Source organism: Amylibacter sp. SFDW26 (assembly GCF_009184395.1).
Classification (GTDB): domain Bacteria; phylum Pseudomonadota; class Alphaproteobacteria; order Rhodobacterales; family Rhodobacteraceae; genus Amylibacter.
Genome location: NZ_WEIC01000002.1, coordinates 352450 through 378013 on the forward strand (window position 1 = coordinate 352450; position 25564 = coordinate 378013).

At 46.0% G+C, this 25564-nt stretch carries 28 protein-coding genes; 10 read left to right on the plus strand and 18 right to left on the minus strand.

Annotated features, from left to right (window positions below):
* Positions 1–6 precede the first annotated feature (6 nt).
* The 3 genes from mnmE to hemJ all read right to left on the minus strand — a co-directional run bounded on the left by mnmE (position 7) and on the right by hemJ (position 3163).
* The gene (gene mnmE, locus F9L33_RS07975; protein ID WP_152142233.1) at positions 7–1305 is read right to left on the minus strand and encodes a tRNA uridine-5-carboxymethylaminomethyl(34) synthesis GTPase MnmE; all 1299 of its coding nucleotides are present in this window, start codon (positions 1303–1305) and stop codon (positions 7–9) included.
* A 23-nt stretch (positions 1306–1328) separates the two neighbouring features.
* Positions 1329–2600 carry a transcription termination factor Rho gene (gene rho / locus F9L33_RS07980; protein WP_152142234.1) on the minus strand — a complete coding sequence of 424 codons (1272 nt, stop codon included), beginning with the start codon at positions 2598–2600 and terminating at the stop codon, positions 1329–1331.
* Between the two features lie 110 nt (positions 2601–2710).
* The gene (gene hemJ, locus F9L33_RS07985) at positions 2711–3163 is read right to left on the minus strand and encodes a protoporphyrinogen oxidase HemJ (protein ID WP_152142235.1); all 453 of its coding nucleotides are present in this window, start codon (positions 3161–3163) and stop codon (positions 2711–2713) included.
* A 405-nt stretch (positions 3164–3568) separates the two neighbouring features.
* Here hemJ and F9L33_RS07990 point away from each other — a divergent pair, with 405 nt between their 5' ends.
* From F9L33_RS07990 to dnaQ, 4 genes are read left to right on the plus strand one after another with little or no spacing between them, the layout of a single operon-like run.
* Positions 3569–4165 carry a Maf family nucleotide pyrophosphatase gene (locus tag F9L33_RS07990; protein WP_152142236.1) on the plus strand — a complete coding sequence of 199 codons (597 nt, stop codon included), beginning with the start codon at positions 3569–3571 and terminating at the stop codon, positions 4163–4165.
* Positions 4165–4995 (plus strand): shikimate dehydrogenase, encoded by an 831-nt coding sequence (locus tag F9L33_RS07995; protein ID WP_152142237.1) that lies wholly within the window; start codon positions 4165–4167, stop codon positions 4993–4995. Before F9L33_RS07990 ends, F9L33_RS07995 begins: the two co-directional genes overlap by 1 nt.
* Positions 4992–5600: a dephospho-CoA kinase gene (gene coaE, locus F9L33_RS08000; protein ID WP_152142238.1), complete on the plus strand. Its 609-nt coding sequence runs from the start codon at positions 4992–4994 to the stop codon at positions 5598–5600. Before F9L33_RS07995 ends, coaE begins: the two co-directional genes overlap by 4 nt.
* Positions 5593–6291, plus strand: a complete 699-nt coding sequence (gene dnaQ / locus F9L33_RS08005; RefSeq protein ID WP_152142239.1) for a DNA polymerase III subunit epsilon — start codon at positions 5593–5595, stop codon at positions 6289–6291. Before coaE ends, dnaQ begins: the two co-directional genes overlap by 8 nt.
* Here the strand turns inward: dnaQ and secB are convergent.
* Both secB and F9L33_RS08015 read right to left on the minus strand, forming a co-directional pair.
* On the minus strand, positions 6284–6769 hold the full coding sequence (gene secB, locus F9L33_RS08010) for a protein-export chaperone SecB (protein WP_152142240.1): 486 nt from the start codon (positions 6767–6769) through the stop codon (positions 6284–6286). The genes dnaQ and secB overlap by 8 nt on opposite strands.
* Before the next feature lie 78 nt (positions 6770–6847).
* Positions 6848–7333 carry an FxsA family protein gene (locus F9L33_RS08015; protein WP_152142241.1) on the minus strand — a complete coding sequence of 162 codons (486 nt, stop codon included), beginning with the start codon at positions 7331–7333 and terminating at the stop codon, positions 6848–6850.
* Positions 7334–7451: 118 nt separating this feature from the next.
* On the opposite strand from F9L33_RS08015, the gene F9L33_RS08020 reads away from it, so the two are divergent.
* Positions 7452–8108, plus strand: coding sequence for a Tim44/TimA family putative adaptor protein (locus F9L33_RS08020; protein ID WP_152142242.1), 657 nt, complete (start codon positions 7452–7454; stop codon positions 8106–8108).
* A gap of 5 nt (positions 8109–8113) precedes the next feature.
* Positions 8114–8686, plus strand: a complete 573-nt coding sequence (locus F9L33_RS08025) for a Smr/MutS family protein (RefSeq protein WP_152142243.1) — start codon at positions 8114–8116, stop codon at positions 8684–8686.
* Here F9L33_RS08025 and F9L33_RS08030 read toward each other — a convergent pair.
* On the minus strand, positions 8665–9873 hold the full coding sequence (locus F9L33_RS08030; protein ID WP_152142244.1) for a nitrate/nitrite transporter: 1209 nt from the start codon (positions 9871–9873) through the stop codon (positions 8665–8667). The two genes, F9L33_RS08025 and F9L33_RS08030, sit on opposite strands and share 22 nt — an antisense overlap.
* 162 nt (positions 9874–10035) lie before the next feature.
* On the opposite strand from F9L33_RS08030, the gene F9L33_RS08035 reads away from it, so the two are divergent.
* On the plus strand, positions 10036–10503 hold the full coding sequence (locus tag F9L33_RS08035) for a glycine zipper 2TM domain-containing protein (protein WP_152142245.1): 468 nt from the start codon (positions 10036–10038) through the stop codon (positions 10501–10503).
* A 40-nt stretch (positions 10504–10543) separates the two neighbouring features.
* On the opposite strand, the gene hslU is transcribed toward F9L33_RS08035, so the two are convergent.
* The 8 genes from hslU to rimP form a co-directional block, all read right to left on the minus strand.
* Positions 10544–11851, minus strand: a complete 1308-nt coding sequence (gene hslU, locus F9L33_RS08040) for an ATP-dependent protease ATPase subunit HslU (protein WP_152142246.1) — start codon at positions 11849–11851, stop codon at positions 10544–10546.
* Positions 11848–12924 (minus strand): hypothetical protein, encoded by a 1077-nt coding sequence (locus F9L33_RS08045; protein WP_152142247.1) that lies wholly within the window; start codon positions 12922–12924, stop codon positions 11848–11850. The genes hslU and F9L33_RS08045 overlap by 4 nt, the downstream gene beginning before the upstream one ends.
* On the minus strand, positions 12914–13480 hold the full coding sequence (hslV, locus tag F9L33_RS08050; protein WP_152142248.1) for an ATP-dependent protease subunit HslV: 567 nt from the start codon (positions 13478–13480) through the stop codon (positions 12914–12916). The genes F9L33_RS08045 and hslV overlap by 11 nt, the downstream gene beginning before the upstream one ends.
* A 78-nt stretch (positions 13481–13558) precedes the next feature.
* Complete coding sequence (locus F9L33_RS08055; protein WP_152142249.1) at positions 13559–14074, minus strand: prolyl-tRNA synthetase associated domain-containing protein; 516 nt, start codon at positions 14072–14074, stop codon at positions 13559–13561.
* Between the two features lies 1 nt (position 14075).
* A complete protein-coding gene (infB, locus tag F9L33_RS08060) occupies positions 14076–16556 on the minus strand; it encodes a translation initiation factor IF-2 (protein WP_152142250.1) in 2481 nt (826 codons plus the stop codon).
* A 6-nt stretch (positions 16557–16562) separates the two neighbouring features.
* On the minus strand, positions 16563–17207 hold the full coding sequence (locus F9L33_RS08065) for an RNA-binding protein (RefSeq protein ID WP_152142522.1): 645 nt from the start codon (positions 17205–17207) through the stop codon (positions 16563–16565).
* A 24-nt stretch (positions 17208–17231) separates the two neighbouring features.
* Positions 17232–18851 (minus strand): transcription termination factor NusA, encoded by a 1620-nt coding sequence (gene nusA, locus F9L33_RS08070; protein ID WP_152142251.1) that lies wholly within the window; start codon positions 18849–18851, stop codon positions 17232–17234.
* A gap of 4 nt (positions 18852–18855) precedes the next feature.
* Entirely contained in the window at positions 18856–19413 is a 558-nt protein-coding gene (gene rimP, locus F9L33_RS08075) for a ribosome maturation factor RimP (protein WP_152142252.1), read from the minus strand.
* Between the two features lie 284 nt (positions 19414–19697).
* On the opposite strand from rimP, the gene F9L33_RS08080 reads away from it, so the two are divergent.
* On the plus strand, positions 19698–20168 hold the full coding sequence (locus tag F9L33_RS08080; protein WP_152142253.1) for a hypothetical protein: 471 nt from the start codon (positions 19698–19700) through the stop codon (positions 20166–20168).
* A 106-nt stretch (positions 20169–20274) separates the two neighbouring features.
* Positions 20275–21198, plus strand: coding sequence for a HEPN domain-containing protein (locus F9L33_RS08085; RefSeq protein ID WP_226804037.1), 924 nt, complete (start codon positions 20275–20277; stop codon positions 21196–21198).
* A 6-nt stretch (positions 21199–21204) separates the two neighbouring features.
* Here the strand turns inward: F9L33_RS08085 and F9L33_RS08090 are convergent, their stop codons facing one another.
* The 3 genes from F9L33_RS08090 to F9L33_RS08100 all read right to left on the minus strand — a co-directional run bounded on the left by F9L33_RS08090 (position 21205) and on the right by F9L33_RS08100 (position 23707).
* Positions 21205–21546: a hypothetical protein gene (locus tag F9L33_RS08090; protein ID WP_152142255.1), complete on the minus strand. Its 342-nt coding sequence runs from the start codon at positions 21544–21546 to the stop codon at positions 21205–21207.
* Complete coding sequence (locus F9L33_RS08095) at positions 21518–22069, minus strand: Panacea domain-containing protein (protein ID WP_193221997.1); 552 nt, start codon at positions 22067–22069, stop codon at positions 21518–21520. Before F9L33_RS08095 ends, F9L33_RS08090 begins: the two co-directional genes overlap by 29 nt.
* A gap of 324 nt (positions 22070–22393) precedes the next feature.
* Entirely contained in the window at positions 22394–23707 is a 1314-nt protein-coding gene (locus F9L33_RS08100; RefSeq protein ID WP_152142257.1) for a glutamine synthetase family protein, read from the minus strand.
* 216 nt (positions 23708–23923) lie between these two features.
* Here F9L33_RS08100 and F9L33_RS08105 point away from each other — a divergent pair, with 216 nt between their 5' ends.
* Entirely contained in the window at positions 23924–24829 is a 906-nt protein-coding gene (locus F9L33_RS08105; RefSeq protein WP_152142258.1) for a LysR family transcriptional regulator, read from the plus strand.
* Positions 24830–24842: 13 nt separating this feature from the next.
* Here F9L33_RS08105 and F9L33_RS08110 read toward each other — a convergent pair whose 3' ends face one another.
* Positions 24843–25559 (minus strand): N-acetyltransferase, encoded by a 717-nt coding sequence (locus tag F9L33_RS08110; protein ID WP_152142259.1) that lies wholly within the window; start codon positions 25557–25559, stop codon positions 24843–24845.
* Between the last annotated feature and the right edge of the window lie 5 nt (positions 25560–25564).

Consider the following 25564-nt stretch of genomic DNA (forward strand, 5'->3'; position numbering starts at 1 on the left):
AGGGGTTTATTTACCCAGACAAAAGCTGGAAAAAATCTCATCGAGTATGTGTTCTACATCAACTCGACCAATAAGGGAATTCAAAGCGTATATGCCTTGGTGAATTTCTGCCGCTGCCAGCTCTGAAAACTCATAACCCTTTGATATTATTGATTTTCCTTCGAAAATATACTCGGATGCCTGTAAAAGTGCTACGCGATGGCGCTCATGTGTCGCCGCCATAGCATTCGAAGATTTCTTTTCAAGAATCCCAGAAACTTCGCGCACAAGCGTATCGATTCCATCTCCTGTGAGTGATGAAATATTTAATCCGTCACGTTGACCCATAAGATCGGACTTAGACCAAACCCGCAGATCGTTTTCCGCTGGCGTAAGACCAAATGTAGGATCACCTACGTCTTCGTTCAAAAAGACACGGATGTCGGCACGCTGCGCGCGATCAATAGCGCGATCAATGCCGATGCTTTCCACGGTGTCATTTGTTTCACGCAAACCTGCCGTATCCAAAAGGGTCACGGGCAAACCACCAAGATCCATCCGCACCTCAATCACATCGCGTGTTGTGCCAGCAACTTCGGATGTAATAGCAGCATCACGACCTGCAAGCGTATTCAAAAGCGTAGACTTCCCAGCATTCGGTGGGCCAACAATAGCCACCTCAAACCCTTCGCGAATACGCTCCGCTGCAAAGCTGCCATCGATTTGCTGCTGAAGATCCTCCAGAACGCCATTTAAAAGCTCGCTGACCTCCGGTGAGACATCTTGAGGGATGTCTTCATCTGCAAAATCTATCGTCGCCTCAATAAGCGCTACAGCGCGTATCAGGTCTTTGCGCCAATCTTCAACCTTATTGGACAGGCCGCCTTGCATCACCAATAATGCTTGTTTTTGTTGGGCTTCAGTTTCCGCTTCGATCAGATCACCCAAACCTTCGACTTGGGATAAATCCAAGCGGTTGTTTGTAAGCGCCCGTCTGGTGAATTCACCCGCTTCTGCCAGACGGCAATTTTCGTAAGAAGACAAAGTTTTCAAAACAGAGGCCACCACAGCCACGCTGCCATGGCATTGCAGCTCAATCACATCTTCGCCCGTAAAGCTGGCAGGGCCTTTGAAGCCCAAAACCAGTGCTTCGTCGATTGTTTGATTATCTGCGTCTTTTAAATTCCGCACCACAGGGGAGCGGGCAGGGATATCTGATCCGCAAATTTTCGCTGCAGCCGTAAAAGCATCAGGTCCAGAAATGCGGATGACAGAAACACCCGCACGGCCCTTTGCGGTTGCCAATGCAAAAATCGTATCAGACATTTTAGAACCCGTTTATAAGGGGTTTAGGTGTTCATAGAATCGAAGAATTCAGAGTTTGTCTTCGTCTGTTTCAATTTACCTAACAAGAATTCGATCGCATCTGTTGTGCCCATTGGATTAAGGATACGACGCAGAACGAATGTTTTTGCAAGATCAACCTGATCCACAAGTAAGTCTTCCTTACGTGTACCAGATTTCAGAATATCAATCGCTGGGAACACACGTTTGTCTGCAATCTTACGATCCAGAACAATCTCAGAGTTACCTGTGCCTTTGAATTCCTCAAAGATAACTTCGTCCATACGTGATCCTGTATCGATCAGAGCGGTCGCAACAATGGTTAATGACCCGCCTTCTTCGATATTACGTGCCGCACCAAAGAAACGTTTTGGGCGTTGTAATGCATTTGCATCCACACCACCTGTAAGCACTTTACCAGAAGATGGTACCACAGTGTTGAAGGCACGACCAAGACGTGTGATGGAATCAAGAAGGATCACAACATCACGTTTGTGTTCCACAAGGCGTTTGGCTTTTTCGATCACCATTTCAGACACGGCTACGTGACGTGTGGCAGGTTCATCGAATGTAGAGGATACAACCTCACCCTTCACAGAACGCTGCATGTCTGTAACTTCTTCTGGACGTTCATCAATCAGAAGAACGATTAAGTAACACTCAGGGTGGTTTTTCTCGATAGAGTTCGCAATGTTTTGCAGGATTACTGTTTTACCAGTCCGTGGTGGCGCCACAATCAAAGAACGCTGACCTTTACCAATTGGGGATACCAAATCGATTACACGCGCTGATTTATCTTTTATGGTCGGATCTTCGATTTCCATATTCAGACGCTCATCAGGATAAAGCGGTGTTAGGTTGTCAAAGTGAACTTTGTGTTTCGCATCTTCTGGATCACTAAAGTTAATAGAAATTGCTTTTGTAAGACCAAAATAACGCTCACCCTCATTCGGGGCTTGGATCACACCTTCGACTGTATCACCCGTGCGCAAAGAATATTTGCGAATTTGTGTAGGGCTTACATAAATATCTTCGGGACCTGGCAGATAATTTGCTTCTGGAGAGCGTAAAAATCCGAACCCGTCTTGGAGAACTTCAAGAACACCATCGCCAACAATTTCCGATCCTTCTTCTGCCATCTCTTTTAAGATTGCGAACATCATATCGCCTTTGCGCATTGTTGATGCGTTTTCGATATCCAGCTCTTCGGCAAGTTTTAAAAGATTTGCAGGGCTTTTTGCTTTCAATTCTGAAAGGCTAATCGTCTGTTCTGTCATAACGGATGTCTCGCGTGTGTTTGCAGATATATGTTTAGAAAAAGCTTATAAACGGTGGGGGACACCAAGCTGTTGGTTTCTTTAAACGTAATTTCCAAAAAGAGTCAAAATTAAAATGGGCGGGCGATAACCATGACCACAATGATAATCATCAAAAGTGTCGGTACTTCGTTAGCAATTCTGTAACCTTTACCACTTAAACGTGGTTGACCCTTTGCTAATAACTTTCGCTCTTTTGACAACCAGCCATGAAAGGCAGACATTAAAATAACCATTGCAGCCTTTACCCAAGGCCAGCCTTGTGACCAATCTATGATACCAGGTGTTGAAACCAATAATAGACCGCATATCCAAGTAACTATCATTGCAGGATTTATAATTCGTCTTAAAAGAAGTAATTCCCACTTCTCCACTGTTTCTTTGGGATTAAAATACTCTGGCTTTGTTTCTACGTGATATACGAATAACCGTGGAAGATAGAGCATACCTGCCATCCAAGAGATAACGGCCAAAATGTGAAGTGTTTTGATCCATGGGTATAGGGTGCTTAGTATATCAGTCATATCTCTCGATCCGTTTTATAGAACCCTATAATATATAATATATATAGAAAGGTAGTTGTTTGATGTAGGGACACTGGAACGCAGGGATAAAATTAATATCCACTGGAAATATAAATCAAGTATTACAAAGATAAATTATACAGCATTCAATTTTAATGTTTAATATCAATGGTTTATAAAAATAAAGCTTGTGGAAAACATGAGGATAGATAATTTATACACATAATCCACACCATAGATTGGGAAGTTATAGGTTGTGGGTAAAAAATTGGAGAACGGGTTTAAAATATCAGGTTTTCCCGAAATCTTAAAAAACTGTGAATTCTATTAACTTCTCGCGATTTTAATGTACAAGTTATGCACAGCCCTTAGGGATATTTCTGCACAAGCTTTTAAGGATGATGTGTGACCTCTGTAATACTGGCATCAGGATCTGAAATCCGCGCGAACCTTTTGAAAAATGCAGGTGTAACTTTCGATGTGCAGATTGCCCGCATTGATGAAGCGGCAATTATTGCGTCTTTATGGCAAGAGAATGCGAAACCACACGACGTGGTGGATACGCTTGCGGAATACAAAGCGGCACGGGTTGCAGCAAAACATCCAGAAAGCTTGGTGATTGGTTGCGATCAAATTTTGGTTTGCGACAAACTGATTTATGAAAAAATTGATAGTTTGGATGCAGCCCGCGAAAAACTGATGTCATTGCGCGGCAAGGCCCATCAATTGATGTCTGCCGTAGTGATTTTCGAAGATGGTAAACCTGTTTGGCGCCAAATCGGACGCGCACAACTTATCATGCGTGATTTTTCTGACGAATATCTGGATGGGTATTTAGATCGAAACGGCGAAAACATTCTTAGCTCTGTTGGGTGTTATAAATTAGAGGAAGAGGGCGCGCAGCTGTTCACCCGCATCCAAGGGGATTACTTCACAATTCTTGGAATACCGTTATTAGAAGTCCTAGGATTTTTACGCACACGCGGAGTATTGGATAACTGATGGGCGAGACATTTAAAAAAGCGGGTGTGGTTGGTTGGCCGATTGAACAAAGCAAGTCGCCGATCATTCATGGGCATTGGCTGGAACAGAACGGTATTTCAGGCAGCTATGAAAAAATCGCAATTGAACCTGCGAATTTTGAAAAAGATATTCAAAGCCTGATCGCTGATGGCTACCGCGGGTGTAATGTGACGATCCCGCATAAAGAGGCGGCTTTGGCGATGGCAGATGTGGTATCCGATCGCGCGAAAGCAATTGGCGCATCGAACACTTTGGTTTTCAAAGACGATAAAATTCATGCGGACAACACAGACGGCGTTGGGTTTATCAGCAATCTGAAACAGCTGGCCCCAAAATGGGATGCCAAGCTTGGCCCCGCATTGGTATTGGGCGCAGGCGGCGCTGCGCGTGCGATTATCTATTCTTTGCTACAAGAGGGCGCGCCATCTGTGGTGATTGCTAACAGAACACAAGCCAAGGCACAGACACTTGCAGATTTCTTTGGTGATCATGTGACCGCGATTACAATGGATGATGTTGGTAATGTTTTGGCCGACACTCAGACATTGGTGAACACCACATCGCTTGGAATGGTGGGGCAGCCCGATTTGGTGTTGGATATTTCAGCATTGCCAAAAACAGCGTTGGTCACAGATATTGTTTATAACCCGCTTGAAACGGATTTACTGAAACAGGCCAAATCACTTGGGCTTATGACTGTAGATGGGATTGGCATGTTATTACACCAAGCCGTTCCGGGGTTTGAGGCATGGTTTGGCACGCGCCCAACAGTGGATGATGTTTTGCGTGAAAAGGTACTATCAGCATGAGCGATCTATATGTTCTTGGCCTGACAGGTTCTATTGGGATGGGAAAATCTACAACGGCAGAAATGTTCCGCGATGCGGGCATTGCGGTTTGGGATGCAGATGCAGCCGTTCATGAGCTTTATACAGATCACACTGAAACTATTGAACAGATCGCAGAGCTTGCCCCTATTGCAGTAACAGCAGATGGTGTGAACCGTGATGTTTTACGCGATCTTTTGCAGGCGGACAAAACCCTATTCCCACAATTGGAAAAAATCGTACATCCCGCTATTCGTATGCACCGCCAAGCCTTTGTGGATGCGTGCAAACAGCATGGTTTGAAATTGGCAGTGGTAGATATCCCGTTGTTGTATGAAACAGGTGCACAAGAATGGTTGGATGGTGTTTTGGTGGTTTCGGTTGATTCTGACACACAGCGCAAAAGGGTTATGGCGCGCAAAGGTATGACCGAAGAGGTTTTCAAAATGATATCTAGCAAACAATTGCCCGATGCCGAAAAACGCGAACGCGCAGATTTTATCATTGAAACGAAAACACTGGATCAAACACGTGCAGATGTTCATACTCTGATTAAACAATTAATCGGTGAGCTGCCAAATGCGTGAAATCGTCTGGGATACAGAAACAACGGGGTTTGATCCACAAAGCGGTGACCGTTTGGTGGAAATTGGGGCGGTTGAGCTGCTGAATCACATGCCAACAGGCAAGGTTTACCACCAATACATCAATCCAGAACGTTCTATGCCAGCCGAAGCTTTTGCCGTTCACGGTTTGGGTGATGAATTTTTGGCGGATAAGCCACTGTTCAAATCTATCGCACAAGACTTCCTTGATTTTATTGGTGACGCAAAGATCGTGGCGCATAACGCGAAATTCGATATGCGATTTATCAATGCAGAACTGCAATGGGTTGGCATTGACCCAATCCCAATGACGCAATCTGTGGACACGTTGGAAATTGCACGTAAGAAATTCCCAGGTGCGCAAAATTCATTGGATGCCCTATGTCGCCGTTTTGGTATTGATAATTCTGCCCGCGAAAAACACGGCGCTTTGCTCGATTCAGAGATTTTGGCAGAGGTGTATTTAGAATTGGTGGGCGGACGCCAACCAGACTTTGCATTAAGTGTTGTTGCGGGTCGGGATGTATCGGGTCAAAAATCTGCGGGTGGATCAGCGGCAGTGGTGCCGCGCTCAAACCCATTGCCTTCAAAACTGACGGCAGAAGAAGCCAAAGCGCATCAAGAGTTCATTGATAAACTCGGATCAGATGCGCTTTGGAATAAACTTAGTTAGCAGGCTCTGTTTGTTCTGCTGCCATGCGGGCCAATTCGGCGCGGTAAAGCTGAACGAAATCGATATTATCAACGTTCAATGGTGGGAAACCACCGTCTGCTGTCACGTCACGTACGATACGACGTACAAATGGGAACAACATGCGTGGGCATTCGATCATTAGGAATGGGTGCAGTTGATCTTCTGGAACATTTTCAATGCGGAAAATACCAGCGTAATCAATTTCCAGAAGAAAAATTGTATCTTCGCCATTCACTGCAGAAATTGTTAGTTTCTGGATAACTTCGTATTGTGTTTCGTTGCCTTTACGCGCATCCAAGTTCACCTGAACACTGATGTCTGGCTGAGCTGATAAATTGCTGCTTTTTTGTGCGGCTACGTTTTCAAACGATAGATCGCGGATATATTGGTTAACGATTTGCATACGCGGAGCTTGTTGCTCTTCGCTTGCTGCCGCTGCTTTTTCTTCTTCAGCCATTTCTAATGCTCCGTAATAGAATTCCGAAACTTCCTAGCAGCATTAATGATACCATACAACGCGTTTTAAGGGTTTATCTTAATGCTTGGTCCAACCAGAATCACCAGGATCAACATCGTCATCCTCAACAACCGTATAATCAGCATCAACAACATCAGAATCAGCAGGTTTGTGTTGCTGAGGGTGACCTTGGTTCATCACAACGAAATTTCCACCACTGAACATTTTCGTTGCACCCCATTTGATCAAAGCGGATCGTATTTGCGGGATTAGCAGGGCAAAACCAATACCATCAGTGAAAAACCCGGGTGTCAGAAGCAAAACACCTGAAACAAGGATCAGCGCGCCATGCACCATTGGATCCACAGGATTTTCGCCTGTTTGCATCGTAGATTGCAAACGTGCCATTGTTGACATACCTTGGGTACGCAACATCGTTGTGCCGATAAATGCGGTTAATATCACGATTGCCAGTGTCGGCCACAGGCCCAAAAACCCACCAACCTGTATAAACAGGGCGATTTCGATGATTGGAATCAGAATAAAGATCAAAAGTAGCGGCATATTTTCCCTTTCGGCATACTCACTATATAGTTGGTGGACTTGACGTATCCAAGAACATAAATATGTGTAAGTCTGAAGATTGCTAGTGATCTACCCGAATATCTTGAAAGAGAGCCTTATGAACCCAGCTGTTATCCAACTCCTCGTACTTGCAGCAATTGCTGTATTCTTGTTCTTACGTTTGAAAAACGTATTGGGCACACGCGATGGTTTTGAGCCTAAAATCGATGCGTCCGCCAAACCTGCCACAAACAAAAAGTCTTTTGAGGTGATCGAGGGCGGATTGGATCCAGATATTACAGACCACGTTGAAATGGACAGCGATGCAGGTCAGGCATTTGTGAAAATGAAAGCATCTGAACCTGATTTTACATTGGAAGAATTCCAAGGTGGTGCACGCCAAGCCTATGAAATGATCCTTATGGCATTTGAGGGTGATGACTTAGAAACACTTGAGCAGTTCCTATCAGCCGATGTTTACGAAAGTTTTGCCTCTGTAATCGCATCACGCCAAGAGGCGGGTTATAAAGTGAATGCAAACTTTATTGGTATACGCGAAATGAAAATCATGGATGGTGTATTTGACACAAGCACAGACGAGGGTGAAATCACTATGAAATTCGTCGCCGAATTGGTCAGCTTTGTCGAAGATGAAAAAGGCAAAGTGGTCGAAGGTAATCGTGACGTGATCAAGCGCCAAACAGATGTTTGGACTTTCGCCAAAACTTTCGGTAATGACGATCCAAATTGGGAACTTGTTGCAACGGGTGAATAAATCACATGTCAGCCAAAAAACTTTCGGACGAAGACAAAGCGCTGTGGCGCAGTGTCGCCGAAAGGGTTGATCCAATCCGCGAAGCCTATGATTTCGCGCCATCCGTAAAAGCAAAGCTAAAGACAGAAACGTCTAAGCCAAAGCGCGACCCAATCAAACAATTCCGCATTGGCGAAAAGCCAAAGCAACCTTGGTCGCCGCCAAGCGGATCGCGCACACCCAAAGATGTAACGCCGCATATGGATAAGAAAAACTTTCAACGTTTGGTGCGGGGAAAGCTGGAAATCGATGGCAAACTTGACCTACATGGCATGACGCAAGAGCAGGCAAAGATTGCATTGCGATCAAAGATTTTACAGGCGCACAGCTCTGGTAAACGGTTGATTTTAGTGGTGACTGGCAAGGGCAAACACCGTGTTGATGAATTCAATCGCAGTATTGTTGGTGTGCTTCGCCAAAACGTGCCGCAGTGGTTGCGACAACTCCCCCTTTCTTCTGTTGTATTGGAAGTGACACAAGCCCAACAACGGCATGGTGGCGATGGGGCTTTTTACGTTTATTTGCGCAGGAACCGCTGAACCGCATAATAGGTTAATCCACTGATCGCCATGATATAGACTGCGTATCCAATCATCTGATCTGGGAAACTATACCCAATATCAATCAATTGCCCAGTCAGCGCTGGGCCTATTGCGGAACCGATCACCATAAAGGCAGCGGTTAATGCTTTAATGGATCCCACGTGCTTGGTTCCATATACCTCTGACCAAAAGGCAACAGATACCGTACTGTAGCCGCCCTGCATGATTGCCATGAAAAGCAAACCGATCAGACCTGCAAGCAAACTGTTGAAGATGGCGAATATAACAAATCCTATAGCAAGTGGTGTTAACAGATACGGCATCAACCGAATGCTGCCCCATCGGTCAATTGCCCACCCAAAGATCAGGGATGTAACAACTGCCATAGCTGTGTAAGCAGGGAAAAGTGCTACGAATTCAGAGTGTGTCCAACCTTTGACCTCTGCCATATGTACCTGTTGGAAAAACACTGCAGTGATGAACGTGCTGGGCGCCATCGCCATGGGAACCAACAGCCAGAACAACGGATGTTTAATCGCCTGCATACGTGTCCAATGAAACCCACCCATTCCAACCGCCTGTGTACTTTGCGCAATGGATTGCGGCGTGCGTTCGGTTTTCAACAGTGCCCGCAGCAGAACGATGAAGGCCAATGATAAAACGGCGGCGGCAATCCAAATCGCCTGCCACGGGATGATCGCAATTAGGATCACTACGACCAATGGCAAGAATGCCTCGCCGATGGAGAACCCTAATGATGCAATCGCCACAGCCTTACCGCGGGTTTGCGTGTACCACCGTGCCATCGATACCATGGCAATGTGAAACATCATGCCTTGCCCGCATAACCGCAGACCAAAGATGACAACAGGCAACAACCAGACGCTGTTGTTAAATGCCATCGCTATGCAAAACACAGACATCATTGCCAAAAGCACTGTCACCAATACACGTGCCCGAAATTGATCGGCGAGCCCACCTGCCCAGATCATCGTCAGGCCAGAAGCGGTTGTGCCAATGGCATAAAGCGACCCCCATTCACCGTCTGTCAGCGTATAGGTTTCCATGATTTGTTTTGCGAAAATGGAAATGAAAAAGGTTTGCCCGAAACACGTGGCAAAAGTCATAACACCACCAGCGAACAGCCAACGTGAATTGTTGCGTATGAAATTTAGAATGGACATATTGGGCACTCTTACTGTTTTGATGTACTGTGTAAATATGCGGTTTAAGCGGCGATCACGTATTCACAAGGTAAATCAAACACCCGTGTCCTGCCCTAGTAATATGTATTTTCAATATTAAGTCATAACCAGTAAAATAACGAATATGGATGGATCAGAGTTATGATTAATATGATTGGTAAGGCGTCCGCGCTTTTCTGTACGGCTGCCCTTGTGGCATGTTCGCCACCAGAGGCAAATTCAGATGTGTATACAACTGGGCAAGCGCAACAAGCAGCGCAAGTTGAAAGAGGTAAAATTATCTCTGTAAGAGATGTGGTTTTAAAAGACAGATCTGACCGCGAAAGCGAAACAATCGGTGCAACTGTTGGTGCTGTGATTGGTGGTGTTCTTGGTAACCAAGTTGGTGGTGGCGATGGTCGCAAAGCAACAACTGTTGCGGGCGCGGGTGTTGGTGCGCTGGCAGGCAGTCAAATCGCAAAAGCGAATGCGACTGCAAAGGCACAGGAATACATTGTGAAAAAAGCAAATGGTCAAACCATTGCGATTGTTCAGCAAGGTACTGTTTATAGCGCTGGCCAGAGGATCAATATCATCACGCGTGGTGGTGTATCACGTATCAGTGGTTAATATTTAGGTTCAGCAGTTAGGGTACCTAACTGCTGAATTATTAAAGCATATAGCGTGAAACATCTGTGGCGGATGCAAATTCGCCCAGATGATCCTCAACATATTTCTTATTAATCTTAACTTTTTCGCCCGGATTATCAGGGGCGGCAAAGCTCAATTCTTCGAACACGCGTTCGATGATTGTATGCAAACGACGTGCGCCGATGTTTTCAACAGTTTGGTTCACGTCCGCCGAAATCTTAGCAATGGCTGCGATCCCGTCTTTGGTGAACTCAACATCAACCTCTTCAGTTGCCATTAATGCAGAATATTGACGTGTCAACGCGTTGTCTGTTTCAGTTAAAATGCGTACGAAGTCTTCTTCGGTTAGTGCACGCAATTCCACACGAATTGGCAAACGCCCCTGAAGCTCTGGCAGCAGATCAGATGGTTTTGCAATGTGGAATGCACCTGATGCGATGAACAGAATATGGTCTGTTTTCACAGGGCCATGCTTTGTGGAAACGGTTGTGCCTTCGATCAATGGCAGCAAATCACGCTGCACACCTTCGCGCGAAACATCGCCACCACGTGCATCCGTACGGGCACAAACTTTGTCGATCTCATCAAGAAATACGATACCGTTTTCTTCAACCGCTTTGATCGCTTCGTTATTAACCGTTTCCTGATCAACCAGCTTATCCGCCTCTTCGTTGATCAAAACCTCGTAACTATCCGCGACTTTCATTTTGCGTTTGGTTGTGCGACCGCCCATAGCTTTGCCAAAAAGGTCGCCAAGGTTCATCATGCCCATGCCACCACCTGGCTGGCCTGGGATATCCATCATCTGCATTGGGTTGGATGTGTCAGCCACATCAACCTCGATCTCTTTATCATCTAGCAACCCATCACGCAGTTTCTTGCGGAACATCTCACGTGTTTGTTCGCGACTATCTGCACCACAAAGCGCATCGATCACACGGTTTTCAGCGGATTCATGTGCGTTGGCTTTCACCGTTTCACGCATTTCATCGCGGACCATGATAATTGCACTATCAACCAAATCACGCACGATCTGTTCGACATCGCGACCAACGTAACCCACTTCAGTGAATTTCGTTGCCTCAACTTTCAGGAATGGCGCCTTGGCCAGCTTTGCCAAACGGCGAGAGATTTCGGTTTTACCAACGCCAGTTGGACCAACCATCAGAATGTTTTTCGGATAAACTTCATCCCGAATATCATCTGCTAATTGTTTACGACGCCACCGATTGCGCAGGGCAACAGCCACAGCACGTTTGGCGTCTTTTTGACCGATGATAAAGCGGTCCAGTTCCGATACGATTTCGCGTGGGGTTAGGTCTGTCATTTTGTTTCTTTCACAATATCATTCCAAGGCGGCAATTTATCTTTGCCCTTAAAGTTCGGTAAAGCTCGCAATGCAGCAGTGCGTAATTTTTCCCAGTTTGACCCAAGTAAAACAAGTCCGCCACCCAAGATCAGAACCATCAATCCATAACCGCCATCCAACACGGTGGTGATTAAGGCAATCATGTAACCGATACCTGACATCAAAAACGACCGCCTGTCGATGATCACAGCGACCAGAGCAATCAGGATAAGGAAAACAATCAACATCGCAAAGGCAGGTAAACTCCCATTGGTATACAGCGTTAAGGCTATTGAATTTACGATGGCAGGGGCAGCTAGAATATGCAGCCAAAATCCATTCGCGGCACGACGAGTGACACGGTGCGGATCACTCATGTCAAACCACATAGCGACGATAAATGCGCAGAGACCAAGGCTGATCGTAACAAGGCTAGCAGACCATGATGTTGTTAACAGGAAAAGCTCGTCAAAGTTACCAAGGCCAATACCCCCACCTGTGGTTATACCAACTGCGAAGATAAAGACGGCAAGACCAGATAACATAAGTGAAAAGGGAATGCGGAAAAAATACCAGTATCCAATTAAAAATAGTGCAGCAATTCCAAATGTAATAGGCAATTGAGAAGCGTCAGATTGGGACAACATTTCGAATATCGCATACCCAATTTGAATCCCGCCTTGGCCCAATAAAAGACTTAACAAGATTGATGGCCCAATCATGCGTCTTTTTAAGGTAAAGTAATATGTAAGTGCTGCTGTAATTACGATTTGGATGCCACCATATGCCAGTAAAGATGACCCTACAGAGCTGTCATTGGTAAAAACTGAAATACCAGTGACGGCAAACCATCCTGTATAAAGAATGATTAAACCTACAATGATAAAGACCTCATTGAAGCCTTTGAACAGCTCAAAAGGCTCATCGACATCCATCGTTGCCGTTCGATATCCACGGCGTTGATCCGCAAGCTGTGTTAAGCTGGCGGCCTGTGCTTCGGATATCAACCCTGCACCTACAGCGGCACGCAGGTCATCATTTTCAAGCGTCATTTTCAATCACTTCCACAGTCATATTACCGTTTGTATAGACACAGATTTCGGCAGCAATTTCCAAAGCACGGCGTGCAATAGTTTCTGCATCTTTTTTGCCGTCCATCATGGCGCGTGCTGCGGCCAAAGCAAAGTTACCGCCAGATCCGATTGCAGCAATATCATTTTCGGGTGTTAAAACATCGCCAGCACCTGTGATAACAAACAGGTCTGTGCCATCTGTAACAATTAGCATTGCTTCGAGGTTGCGCAGGTATTTGTCCATGCGCCAATCTTTGGCTAACTCAACAGAAGCTTTTGCCAATTGGCCCGGTGTTGCCTCTAATTTTGCCTCAAGCCGTTCTAGCAATGTGAATGCATCAGCTGTTGATCCAGCAAATCCACAAACAACATCATGCCCACCTGGTGAAATACGGCGCACTTTACGTGCTGATCCTTTGATCACGGTTGGCCCAAGGCTGACTTGCCCGTCACCTGCGATGACAACTTTGCTGCCTTTTTTAACACCAACGATCGTGGTGCCGTGCCAGCCGGGGGATTTTGTTGTTTCGGTCATGTCTCACCTTTTTGCTCTTTAGGGGAATATAAGGTGTGAATGGCCTTCAATCTAGAGCGATCACGAAAAAGCTTTAAATTAAGATGCCTCTGAATTTGTTAAATTAATCCAACTGTATGTGCAGCCCACTGACTTTAGAAACGCTTCTAAATCTGCAGGGGACATCGCTGTCGTTTGGGTATTCACCATCGGATGCATGTAGATTTGCTTACAGTTTTGTAAAGTTTCATCCAAAAATAGCGTTACACCCTTTTCAACACCTACAATCATAGAAAGAGGTGTAACAGCACCCGGCAAAACACCCAAATGCTCCATCAACCTGTCAGCAGAACCAAAAGAGAGATTCGTTGCGCCAATTGTGCGGGACAGTGCCTTTAGATCAATTGCTTGATCTTGTTCAGCCACAACAAGGTAATTGCGTTTTTTACGGTCACGCAAATACAGATTCTTGATATGCCCACCGCCCTGCGCAGAGGAAAGGAATTGATGCTGAACTTTTTTGGAATCTTCCACAGTCTTTAAAGCGACGTGGTGGGTGTTTTGGTAGGCTAGACCAAGCTGGTCTAGCCGTTTTAGTAAATCTTCGGGCGACATCTTAGTCTAGGTTACGTTCGATTTCTTCTGTTTCAAAGATCTCGATTACGTCATCTGCACGAATGTCTTCGTAGTTTTCGAATGCCATACCGCATTCTTGACCACCATGAACTTCTTTCACTTCGTCTTTGAAGCGTTTCAAAGTTTTCAGCTTACCTTCGTGGATCACAACGTTGTCACGCAGCAAGCGAACGCCCGCAGAACGACGTGCAACGCCTTCTGTGACCTCACAACCAGCGATCTTACCAGCGCCTGTGATTTTAAAGACTTCTTTGATTGTCGCATAACCAATGAATGTTTCTTTGATTTCCGCAGACAACAGACCAGAAGCAGCCGCTTTGATATCGTCCATTAAGTTATAGATGATCGAGTAATAACGGATTTCCACGCCTTTTTGGTTTGAAGCATTACGCGCAGGTGTGTTTGCACGAACGTTAAAGCCAATAATCGGTGCGCCAGAGGCTTCGGCCAATGTCACATCAGATTCCGTAATTGCACCGACACCAGAGTGGATAGCGCGCACGCGAACCTCGTCGTTACCGATTTTCTCTAATGCTTGGATGATCGCTTCTGTTGAGCCTTGAACGTCTGCTTTTACAACGATTGGAAGTTCAGCAACATTTTCGTCTGCTTTGGCTTTTGCCATCAACTGATCCAATGTTGTTGCGGCACCAACAGCTGCTTTTTTGTCTTTTGTTACTTGGGCACGGTAATCTGCGATTTCGCGTGCTTCTGCTTCGGAACTTACAACGTTCAGGATATCACCAGCTTCTGGTGTGCCGTTCAAGCCCAGAACCTCTACTGGAACAGATGGTCCAGCTTCGGCAACTGTTTTACCTTGATCGTCCATAAGGGCACGAACTTTGCCCCATTGTTCACCCACAACAAAGATGTCTTTGTTGCGCAAAGTACCGGCCTCAACCAGAACAGTAGCAACTGGGCCGCGACCTGTGTCTAGCTTCGCCTCAATCACTGCACCTTGTGCTGCGCGATTAGGATTAGCTTTCAGCTCTAAGATTTCTGATTGCAATGCAATCGCTTCCAGAAGTTTATCCAAGCCTTGACCAGTTAGGGCAGAACATTCGATATCCTGTACGTCACCAGACATCGCTTCTACGATAACTTCGTGTTGCAATAGATCCGTACGCACACGGTTTGGATCAGCACCTTCAACGTCGATCTTGTTAATCGCGATGATCAAAGGAACTTCTGCCGCTTTTGCATGAGCAATCGCTTCAATCGTTTGTGGCATAACACCATCGTTGGCCGCGACCACCAAAACAACGATGTCTGTCACTTGGGCACCACGTGCACGCATAGACGTAAACGCCGCGTGGCCTGGTGTATCAAGGAACGTCAACAATGTGCCGTCTTCGGTTGTAATTTGGTACGCACCAATGTGCTGTGTAATACCGCCAGCTTCGCCTGAAACAACGTTTGTTTTGCGCAAAGCATCCAGAACTGATGTTTTACCGTGGTCAACGTGGCCCATGATTGTAATCACAGGCGCGCGTGGCTGTAGGTCTTTTTCATCATCTTCAACTTGTTGAATGACATCTTCAACATCAGCATCAGAAACACGAACCACTTTGTGGCCAAATTCTTCAACGATCAATTCAGCAGTATCTGCATCGATTGTTTGGTTTTGTGTCGCCATAATGCCGTTTGTCATCAACGCTTTTACAACTGCGGCCACTTTTTCAGCCATACGGTTTGCAAGTTCGCTTACAGTGATTGCTTCTGGGATTTGTACGTCACGTACAACCTTTTCGCGCTCAACATTATTGTCGCCCATCATCTGACGACGCTGACGTTCTTGCTTACGCTTCATCGCAGCCATTGATTTCTGATGGCCACCACCGCCGCGAAGCGCTTGATTGATGGTTAGTTTACCAGAACTACGGCGGTCATTTGCATCACCACCCTTTGATGGTTTGTTGCGGCGCGGTTCTTCGCGTGCTTTTTCAGGGCGTTTTACAGGCTGTTGTTTTGCAGCAGGACGTGAAACGTCTGTTTCAGGCGCAGGCGCTGCAGCTGCAGGCGCATCATTTGGATCAACTTTTTTAGCTTCTGCTGGCTTTGGCGCTCTTGCAGCTTCTTCACGTGCACGGCGACGTTCTATACGTTCTTGCTCTTCACGTTCTTTTTCTTCTCGCTCGCGGCGACGCGCTGCGCGCTCGGCTTCACGTGCAGCAGTTTCAGCCTCTTCTTTTGCTTTGCGCTCGGCTTCTTGACCAGCAGCAGCAGCAAGAGCTTTTCTGCGGCGCTCCATCTCAGAATTAGAAACACCACCAGATGTACCGCCTGCAGGGCGTGTACCTGGGCCAGCACCTGGTTTTCCAGGTACGATTACGCGCTTGCGTTTTTTCTCCACGACGACAGATTTCGAACGTCCATGAGAAAAACTTTGGCGCACAGTTCCAGAACCGCCCTTTAATCCGAGTGGTTTTGGTTTGCCGTCGTTGTTGTTTTCGTCGCTCATTCGTATTTAACCTTTCGCAGCTGATGATTTATCAGCATTTTTTGACGGACTGGCTGTGTTATTGACACGAAAACCTGTCAGTCGATTGGCTTCTAATAGGATGCGGGCCGAGAGTCCACCTTTGGACACTGCCGCATGTATCACATTATCCCTGCCGAATGCCAAACCCAATTCCTGTGCTGTAAAGCAAGAAATATAGGAATTCGCAACCGCTGAGGGTCTTATTTTTTGTTTCTGTGGCGCTGATCCATCTTCTGCTTGAAGTAAGATATACCAGCGATCTGACATCATAGCGCTTTTGGTTTTTTCATACCCACAAATTGCTTGGCCGCTTTTGCGGGCCATAGACATCAAGTCAATTGCGCGTTTTGCGATCAGCCGTTCTGTTAAATCGGCCAACCCATCAGGGATATTTGCCTTTTGCTTGGCTGATTTTGAAAACAGATTTTGGTCAATGGCTTTTGCCAAATCTTTGCTGTTTGCAGACACCCAAATTCCACGACCCGGCAAGCGTTCCGAGATATCAGGTGTTACCATATCATCAGGACCCAATACGAACCGTATTAGGTTAGATGTCGGTAAAGTTTCGCCCGTCACTATACAGCGACGTTCAACCACTTCAGCTTGTTTTGTTCGACCACCACGTCCCACGGGCAAAAACCGAAACCTGACGCATCAGGCTTCAGCCTCCTCGTCAGATGCGGCTTCGTCTGCTTCCGCAGCAGCAGCATCTTCGGCCAATTGTTCTTCAGTCACCCAACCCAGCTGTAGACGTGCTGCCATGACCAGTTCCTGAGCTTCTTCTAGACCAACGTCAAAGCTTTCCAATATGCCGTCGTCTTTCACACGCTCGCCGTCAATTGTGGTGTAACCACCAGCCAATTCCCAGTCAGCACATGTTGCGAAGTCTTCGATTGTTTTCACACCGTCTTGGGCCAAAGCCACCAACATTTGTGGGGATAGCCCACCAAAGTCGATCAAGCTTTGCTCTGTTCCCAACTCTTTAGCTGCTGCTAATGCTTTCGCATTAATCTCATCCAAGCTTTCGCGTGCACGCGCTTGCAACTCATCAGCTGTATCTTGGTCGAAACCTTCGATTACTAGCAATTCGTCTACTTCAACGTATGCAACCTCTTCTAAGGTTGCGAAACCTTCTGAAACCAGCAGCTGTGCCACAACTTCATCAACATTCATTGTATCCATGAACAATTTCGAACGCACTTCGAATTCTTTCTGACGACGCTCAGACTCGTCCGCTTCTGTCATGATGTCGATATCAAGACCAGTTAGCTGTGATGCCAAACGCACGTTTTGACCGCGACGACCAATTGCCAATGACAACTGCTCATCTGGTACAACAACCTCGATACGCTCTGCATCTTCGTCCAAAACAACCTTAGCCACTTCTGCAGGCTGCAACGCATTCACTAGGAATGTTGGTGCATCTTCGTTCCAAGGGATGATATCGATCTTCTCACCTTGCAATTCATTCACAACAGCCTGAACACGAGACCCACGCATACCAACACAAGCACCCACTGGGTCGATTGAGTTGTCATATGAAATCACACCGATTTTTGCACGAGACCCTGGGTCACGAGCAACAGCTTTAATATCAATGATACCGTCATAAATCTCAGGAACTTCCATCTTGAACAACTCGGCCATGAATTCTGGTGCTGTGCGGGATAGGAAAATCTGTGGGCCACGCATTTCAGAGCGCACCTCTTTGATGTACGCACGAACGCGGTCGCCATTGCGGAACATTTCGCGGTTAATAAGCTGGTCGCGGCGCAACACAGCTTCGCCACGGCCTACATCAACAATCACGTTGCCGTATTCAACACGCTTAACAAGACCGTTGATGATCTCACCCTGACGATCTTTGAACTCTTCGTATTGACGATCACGCTCGGCTTCACGAACCTTTTGCAAGATCACTTGTTTCGCAGATTGTGCAGCGATACGACCAAAGTCCATTGGCGGCAGCTCATCAATGATCAATGATCCAACTTCTGGGTTCTCGATATGTGCTTTCGCTTCTTCCACAGTCATTTCTGTTGAAAGGTTCTCAACCTCTTCCACAACTTCGCGCACGCGTGTCATTGTCAGATCACCCGTTTTGCGATCGATATGTGCACGAATATCCAGCTCTGCGCCGTAACGAGACTTTGCAGCCTTCGCCATAGATTCTTCCATTGCTTGAATAACCAGATCAGGGTCGATCAGTTTTTCACGCGCAACCGCTTCAGCGATTTGCAAAAGTTCTAGACGGTTAGCACTTGTAATGGCCATGGGTTCAGTCCTCTTCGGTTTGAATTTCATCGAACGCGGCTTCGTCAAACCCAGCATCTTTGCGGGCCTTTAAGCTGTCTGCGATCAAGTCGTCGGTTAAAACCAGCTTTGCATCAGAAAGCCAGTCAAATTGCAGGCCGATAATCCCTTGTGGGATTTCAATCAGCACTTCGTTATCCTCAATGCCGCGCAATTCGCCCTTAAAGCGGCGCTGGCCATCGATCAGTTCTGTGGTTTCAATCTTGGCTTCATAGCCTTCCCACATCTCAAAGTCTTTTAAACGTGTCAGCGGGCGGTCGATACCGGGGCTGGACACTTCTAATGAAAAGTCACCCTCAATCGGATCTTCCACATCTAATATCGCACCCACTTCAGTAGAGATTTTAGCACAATCATCCACTTCAATCCCACCCTCAGGTTTTTCCGCCATGATTTGCAGGATTGTGGATTTACCAGACATCAAACGCACGCGCACCAGTTCATACCCCATGTCTTCAATGACTGGGGTGATAATCTCTGCCATGCGTTTATCAATCGCTGCTTTTGCAATCAGGTCTGACATATGTGGTCCATGTTTCAATTAGGCACAAAAAAACGGGCAGCTGCCCGTCGATGAAGTTCCGATGGAAGTCTGGGGGTGGAAGCCAGTCTTACCGCTGTTGAGGTGGATATAGGCTGAGTCCTAAAATTATGCAAGGGGAATCGCGAAACCTGTCATTTGTACAATGGTTTCCGCTCAACCAATCTATATTTTGCAACCAATGCAAATCTTAAGCGGCAATAGCCACTTGCTGAAAAGCATAAAACCTAAAGCAAAACTGACTTTAAAAAATAAGGACTAAAATCATGCGAGCATTTATATTCGTTTTACTTTTACCACTAATCGGATGTGGGGGCGAAGCCAACATGGGTAGGCTGTTAAAGCAAATCAATTACAATGATGTGAAAGGAAAAGAAGCTGAATTTGTAAGAAAAGCAGATGAGATAGTTGCCCAAGTAAAAGCGAAAAATTTGAAATACCTGATAGCAAATTCAGGCCCTGCTGTAAAAAGAGAACTCGGCGATGCTGGTTTGGCAAAATATTACAAAGAGCAAATATTCACACATGTTAAAAGTGGAACTGTATTCCAGCGACAAAACAAAACCCGTATAATGTTTGATGAAAATGACAACGCTGGTTATGCGGTTAAATATAATTTCAAGAGCGCCAATTGTGAGGGGCTTTTAAATGTTGTCGTGATTTCCTATATCAGAGAACTGCAAATCCGAGGCATTTCCTTTCGTGACTTAAAGGGCGCAGGTTGTGTAAAACCCTAAGATTTCTATAGGGTGCGTGTTTTGCACGCACCTTAACAATGTTCTTTTAAGGCTGTGGTAGACATCCGTTTTACGATAAGGAATAGTCACACCAAAAGGATAAATCGTGCAGACACTCAAAACCAATCTCGATCATCTACCAGCGCGCAAACAGCGTGATCTGGAACAGATCGTTGCTGTCCTGCACGAAGAGTTCGCCGATAAAATCAAAACCGCCACACAGCCCGACCGCAAATTGGGGCGTATCCTGAAAATCATTCTCTTTGGTTCCCACGCCCGTGGCGATTGGGTCGAGGATCGCACCAGCGGTTATTTTTCTGACTACGATATTCTGGTGATCGTCAGCCACGCAGATTTCACCGATATGGCAACCTATTGGGCCCCTGCCGAGGATCGTTTGATGCGCGGGCGCGAAATGTTTCACAGCCTGCCGCAATTCATCGTGCATACATTGGACGAGGTGAACACGGGTCTGACAACAGGCCAGTATTTTTTCACCGACATCATCCGCGACGGCGTGCTGCTTTATGAGTTGACCGATCAAACCCCCAAAGGCCAAACGAAATATAAACTCGCCACCCCAACGCCCCCAGATCAGGCAACCGCCAAAAAGATGGCGCAAGAGTATTATGAGCATTGGAGTGAGAGTGCAAAGAGTGGTTTAAAAGGTGCACGCTTCTACATTGAAGGCGGCGATAAAAACGACGCAGCCTTCCTGCTACACCAAACAACAGAACGCGCCTATACGTGCTTCCTACTCACAAAAACCCTCTACAACCCCTCAACCCACAACATCAAAAACTTACGCTCTATGGCAGAAGCCAAAGAAGAACACTTGCGCCCAATCTGGCCCCGAGGCCAAAAACCTTTTGATAAACGCTTTGAATTATTGAAAAAAGCCTACGTCGAAGCACGCTATTCCAAACACTACGAGATCACAGCGGAAGAATTGGATTGGTTGTTGGAGCGTGTAGAGGATTTGGTTGGTCAGGTTGATGAACTGTGTCAGGCGTATTTGACTGGTTTATAATTTTACTCAATCAGATTTTTTGGTACCCATTACATATCCAGCGATAGTTAGTTCGAAAGTAATAAGTTTTTCAAGAATGTTTGCAGCGTTATCGTTCCAGATCATAACAAATAGTGAAATTAGAATTGCTATAAACCCAAGTAATAAGAGAATTAGACAAGTATTAAGTGAAGAATCTGACGAACCAATTAACTTGCCAAAAGGCCCTTGTTCCGTCTCTTTCTCCTCTAAGCTTCTTTTGTGAGCTGCCTCTACAGCCTTTTCATCTGGGGATGAAAAGGCGCCAGCTTCGTCGCTTGGGGTTGGGTTTTGGTCTATATCAAGCTGGTTGTCTGTGTCCGCGCCCATGCTGCTCGCTCTGATTATTTGCGGCAATTTCTGCAGCATTAAGTAGTTCGTTAAATTCTTCCCAGATATATTGATCTGGTATATCGGTGTTGAAAGCCACACTAAAGTTGTTGTCAGTTGCAACTCTATGCCACGGAGTTCCTGCTTTGTGTGTTAAGTCAGAAAGTGCAAACCCAGAAAGATGTCCATACCTACCCCAAATCCATCTAATAAGATTACGGGTATATTCATCACTTTGATCTACATTTTCTGGTTGACCAAAGGGATTAGATGATTGTGGCGCAACAATAGGTTTGCGCCCAAATATTTTGAACGCATGATATAGGCTATCGAAAACAGGACCATGCTTCCAAATTTCAGGGCCTTCAGTCGTTAAGCGAACACCATTTAGCCCCTCTACAGCCAACCACCATCCATATGAACAGTAAACTAGCTTTTGAAGCTTCATATGTTCGATACCGTTTGTTCCAAATTGCTCAAGAAAATTATTTGCTATAGCAAGTGGGGTATAAGGTGCGGGCATTATATCCACCTCGACATTGCGCCATAATGGATACTGTTGCCGATCGTGTCCGCGGGGCATTTCTGACCCTGTGGCCTGTATGGCATCATGTTTCCTCCATTTATAAGCTTTTTCTACTACTTATATTACTGATTTGGCAATAGACTTGGCTTTTATCAAGATAAACTTGCAAATATAGGCCATACCACTAGTAAAAAACGTGTGAGTTAAGAATGCGTTAATATTCTATTGAAAGATTTAATATTTTGGTCACGCATTACAACCTTTGATTTATATACCATAATGATATCAATACCTTAACCCAATGTCCCAACTGGGACATCCCTAAGCTGTATTCAAATAAGTCCGATATTCAAAGGCACTGACCTCTGTTTCAAACCGTTCCAATTCCTGACGTTTTGCTTTCAGATAGATACTCTTTAAAATCGGATCAAAAATAACGCCGATGGCCTCAGACGCCTCAAAAATATCCAGCGCCGCTTCCCAAGAATTCGGCAGTTTTTCCAGATCAGCCGCATAAGCATCCCCTGTGATTGGATCAGGTGCCACAGCCTTGGTTTCGATCCCATGCAGCGCCCCCCCCAATATCGCCGCGAGTATCAGGTAAACATTCGCATCCCCCCCCGCCACACGGTGCTCAATCCGCCGCGCTATATCAGGCCCACCTGGAATACGGATCGCAGCGGTCCTATTCTCATACCCCCACCCCACAGCGCTGGGCGCATGACTGTGTGCCGCGAAACGGCGGTAAGAATTATAATGCGGTGCAAAGATCGCCATCGATGCAGGCATCATATCCAGACACCCTGCTACTGCATGTTTTAAAAGGTCAGACCCTTCATCCGTGCCATTCGCAAAGATATTGTTTCCATCTTTATCCAGAACAGAAAAATGAACATGCAACCCATTCCCAGCCCGATCCCCAAAAGGTTTCGCCATGAAGGTTGCCGCTAGTTCTTGATCACGCGCAACTGACCGTACGATCCGTTTGAATAGCATCGCATCATCAGCGGCCTTCAAGGGATCGGGTACATGGTTCAGGTTGATTTCAAACTGACCTGTACCGCCTTCGGAAATAACGGCATCCGCTGGTACATCCCACGCTTCACATTCTTTATAGACTGCATTTAGAAAAGGTTCGTGTAGGTCTAATGTGTCTATAGCCTCTAACACTTCAAACTCTTGATTGATGGGTGCCATTTGTGCGGTGCCATAAATGGATTCTGGGTCTGTTAGATAGAATTCCATCTCTGTAGCAACGACAACAGTTAATCCCTTAGCTTTGTAGCGATCTACTATATGAGCCAAAGCTTGACGTGGGTCGCCGAGGAATGGCGTCTTGTCTTCGTTTAAGAATGTACAAGGAACCAAAACGGTTGATTCTTCTGCTGTTGATACGGTTAACGGCCCGCGACCAGTCGGAATACAGTATCCATCGCCATCGCCAGATTCGAAAACCAATTCGCTGTTTGGAATATCACGCCCCCAAATATCGATGCCCATGATTGAAATGGGCATTCGGAAGCCATCCTTAAGAATGGTATCCAGCTTGCTTGCAGGCAAACGTTTCCCGCGCATCTGTCCATTTAGGTCAAAAACGCCAACTTGAACATGCGGGGCCTGTGTTTTGTCAGTCATAGTGTGAGCGCCTAAATAAGAGTTACCATAATTTGATCAAATTTTTGATGCAGGGTCAATCATGCTGTTTGTCTTATTATAAGGGCACTTATCCACAAAAAGTGAGAAATGTGGCAAAACTAAGTTTGAAATAACCCAGCAATGGACAGGTTGTTTCCTAAATGTGGACAAATTTAAAGGGGAAACAATGACCTAGTTTTAACGAGGATTGTCAGTATGGACCGATTAACAGAAATGGAAGCATTCGCTAAAGTTGTCGATAGCGGAGGCTTTACTGATGCGGCAAAGAAAATGGGATTATCGAAATCCGCCGTATCCAAACACGTCTCATCTTTAGAAGCACGTCTTGGCGCACGGTTGTTAAACCGCACAACACGCCGCGTTAGTCCAACAGAAATTGGCTTGGCTTATTACGATAAAGCAAAGCAGGTTTTGGTGGATGCTATAGAAGCAGACGCTATGGTATCGTCTATGCAAGTGGCCCCACGAGGTTCATTGCGCTTGGCAGCGTCACCTGATTTTGGTGGCAATCATTTGTCGGGTGCGCTGGGGAACTTCCTAGGCTTATACCCTGAGGTTTCCGTCGACATGGTGCTGAGCAATCAAAACCTTGATCCTGTTGCAGACAGCTATGATCTTGTTATTCGCGTTGGTCAGCAACAAGACAGCAGCATCATGGCAAAAAAACTTGCATCTACACAGATGAAAATTGTGGGCTCGCCGCGCTATTTTGAAAAAAATGGTATGCCAACACGCATCGAAGACTTGAACCACCACAGTTTGCTTCATTATTCAAACCAGCCAGCGGGTAGCGTTTGGAAACTAAAGTCTAATACAGGTGAAATACGTTCTGTTCGCGCCAGCGGTAACCTAACAGCAAATGATGGCCAGTCACTATTGCAAGCAGCTGAAGCTGGTTTGGGCATCGCGTTCTTGCCGTGTTTCTTGTATCATGAGAAATTGGAAAAGGGTTCTTTGATCTCTGCCCTAAGTGATCTGCCAGAACAATCACAAGATATCTATGCAATGTACCCACATGGACAATATACGCAGCCAAAATTGCGCGCTTTCCTTGATTTTCTTGCAGAGCATTTCAAGAATAAAGGTATGGGCAACTGGTAAATACCAGCCCTCGTTAAACTGACCTTTTGAAGCGGTAGTGATAAGCTGCCGCTTCTGTCATTCCTAGGGTTTGGTAAAGTGTACATGCAGGGACGTTTTCCCTGACGGTTAGGACAGCCAGCCAATTGCAATTATGATCTTTTGCCCAAAGAGCCGCTTTATACATCAAAGCGTTTGCAACGCCTTTGCGGCGATGATCCTTTGACACCTCAACAGCGTGAACCATTGCAATGCCTTTATGAGCAGCAACAAAAGCTACACCCATATCTGAGCTTTCTAAGATTGTTTTGGGTGCCGTAACCCGTTCCATAATTGACAAGCGATCTGGGCTGATACCGCCATCATTCCATATGGTTTTGGCATCATTGCTAGGAGATTCTGCTAGGTTAACACTATGACTTGTGTATTTCTGTTTTAACAAGTCGCTAACTGGACTGGCCAAAACCACAACAGGATCGACGATACCGTAATCTGCCTGTTCTAAAACATTGTCCAATGCGGCATCTGAATCCCTGACCATGAATAATGACTTTTGTCCCAAAGCGGTCATCTGTTGTTCGGCAACGATTATATCCACATCATCTATGGGTGCTTCTAGGGTTGCCGCAGATACACGTTTTCCACCACCTGCCCCCTCACGCAGCATCCAGCCATCATGACTGATGAATTGCTTTGCTGACCATGTTGCATCAACAGCGCTAAAGAGTTCTTGTGATGTGGGTTTTTGCATCAAGT

Coding starts and splice junctions, on each gene's coding strand:
- mnmE (WP_152142233.1), bottom strand. CDS start 1,305: ATGTCTGATACGATTTTTGCATTGGCAACCGCAAAGGGCCGTGCGGGT.
- rho (WP_152142234.1), bottom strand. CDS start 2,600: ATGACAGAACAGACGATTAGCCTTTCAGAATTGAAAGCAAAAAGCCCT.
- hemJ (WP_152142235.1), bottom strand. CDS start 3,163: ATGACTGATATACTAAGCACCCTATACCCATGGATCAAAACACTTCAC.
- F9L33_RS07995 (WP_152142237.1), top strand. CDS start 4,165: ATGGGCGAGACATTTAAAAAAGCGGGTGTGGTTGGTTGGCCGATTGAA.
- coaE (WP_152142238.1), top strand. CDS start 4,992: ATGAGCGATCTATATGTTCTTGGCCTGACAGGTTCTATTGGGATGGGA.
- dnaQ (WP_152142239.1), top strand. CDS start 5,593: ATGCGTGAAATCGTCTGGGATACAGAAACAACGGGGTTTGATCCACAA.
- secB (WP_152142240.1), bottom strand. CDS start 6,769: ATGGCTGAAGAAGAAAAAGCAGCGGCAGCAAGCGAAGAGCAACAAGCT.
- F9L33_RS08015 (WP_152142241.1), bottom strand. CDS start 7,333: ATGCCGCTACTTTTGATCTTTATTCTGATTCCAATCATCGAAATCGCC.
- F9L33_RS08020 (WP_152142242.1), top strand. CDS start 7,452: ATGAACCCAGCTGTTATCCAACTCCTCGTACTTGCAGCAATTGCTGTA.
- F9L33_RS08025 (WP_152142243.1), top strand. CDS start 8,114: ATGTCAGCCAAAAAACTTTCGGACGAAGACAAAGCGCTGTGGCGCAGT.
- F9L33_RS08030 (WP_152142244.1), bottom strand. CDS start 9,873: ATGTCCATTCTAAATTTCATACGCAACAATTCACGTTGGCTGTTCGCT.
- F9L33_RS08035 (WP_152142245.1), top strand. CDS start 10,036: ATGATTAATATGATTGGTAAGGCGTCCGCGCTTTTCTGTACGGCTGCC.
- hslU (WP_152142246.1), bottom strand. CDS start 11,851: ATGACAGACCTAACCCCACGCGAAATCGTATCGGAACTGGACCGCTTT.
- F9L33_RS08045 (WP_152142247.1), bottom strand. CDS start 12,924: ATGACGCTTGAAAATGATGACCTGCGTGCCGCTGTAGGTGCAGGGTTG.
- hslV (WP_152142248.1), bottom strand. CDS start 13,480: ATGACCGAAACAACAAAATCCCCCGGCTGGCACGGCACCACGATCGTT.
- F9L33_RS08055 (WP_152142249.1), bottom strand. CDS start 14,074: ATGTCGCCCGAAGATTTACTAAAACGGCTAGACCAGCTTGGTCTAGCC.
- infB (WP_152142250.1), bottom strand. CDS start 16,556: ATGAGCGACGAAAACAACAACGACGGCAAACCAAAACCACTCGGATTA.
- nusA (WP_152142251.1), bottom strand. CDS start 18,851: ATGGCCATTACAAGTGCTAACCGTCTAGAACTTTTGCAAATCGCTGAA.
- rimP (WP_152142252.1), bottom strand. CDS start 19,413: ATGTCAGACCTGATTGCAAAAGCAGCGATTGATAAACGCATGGCAGAG.
- F9L33_RS08080 (WP_152142253.1), top strand. CDS start 19,698: ATGCGAGCATTTATATTCGTTTTACTTTTACCACTAATCGGATGTGGG.
- F9L33_RS08090 (WP_152142255.1), bottom strand. CDS start 21,546: ATGGGCGCGGACACAGACAACCAGCTTGATATAGACCAAAACCCAACC.
- F9L33_RS08095 (WP_193221997.1), bottom strand. CDS start 22,069: ATGCCCGCACCTTATACCCCACTTGCTATAGCAAATAATTTTCTTGAG.
- F9L33_RS08100 (WP_152142257.1), bottom strand. CDS start 23,707: ATGACTGACAAAACACAGGCCCCGCATGTTCAAGTTGGCGTTTTTGAC.
- F9L33_RS08105 (WP_152142258.1), top strand. CDS start 23,924: ATGGACCGATTAACAGAAATGGAAGCATTCGCTAAAGTTGTCGATAGC.
- F9L33_RS08110 (WP_152142259.1), bottom strand. CDS start 25,559: ATGCAAAAACCCACATCACAAGAACTCTTTAGCGCTGTTGATGCAACA.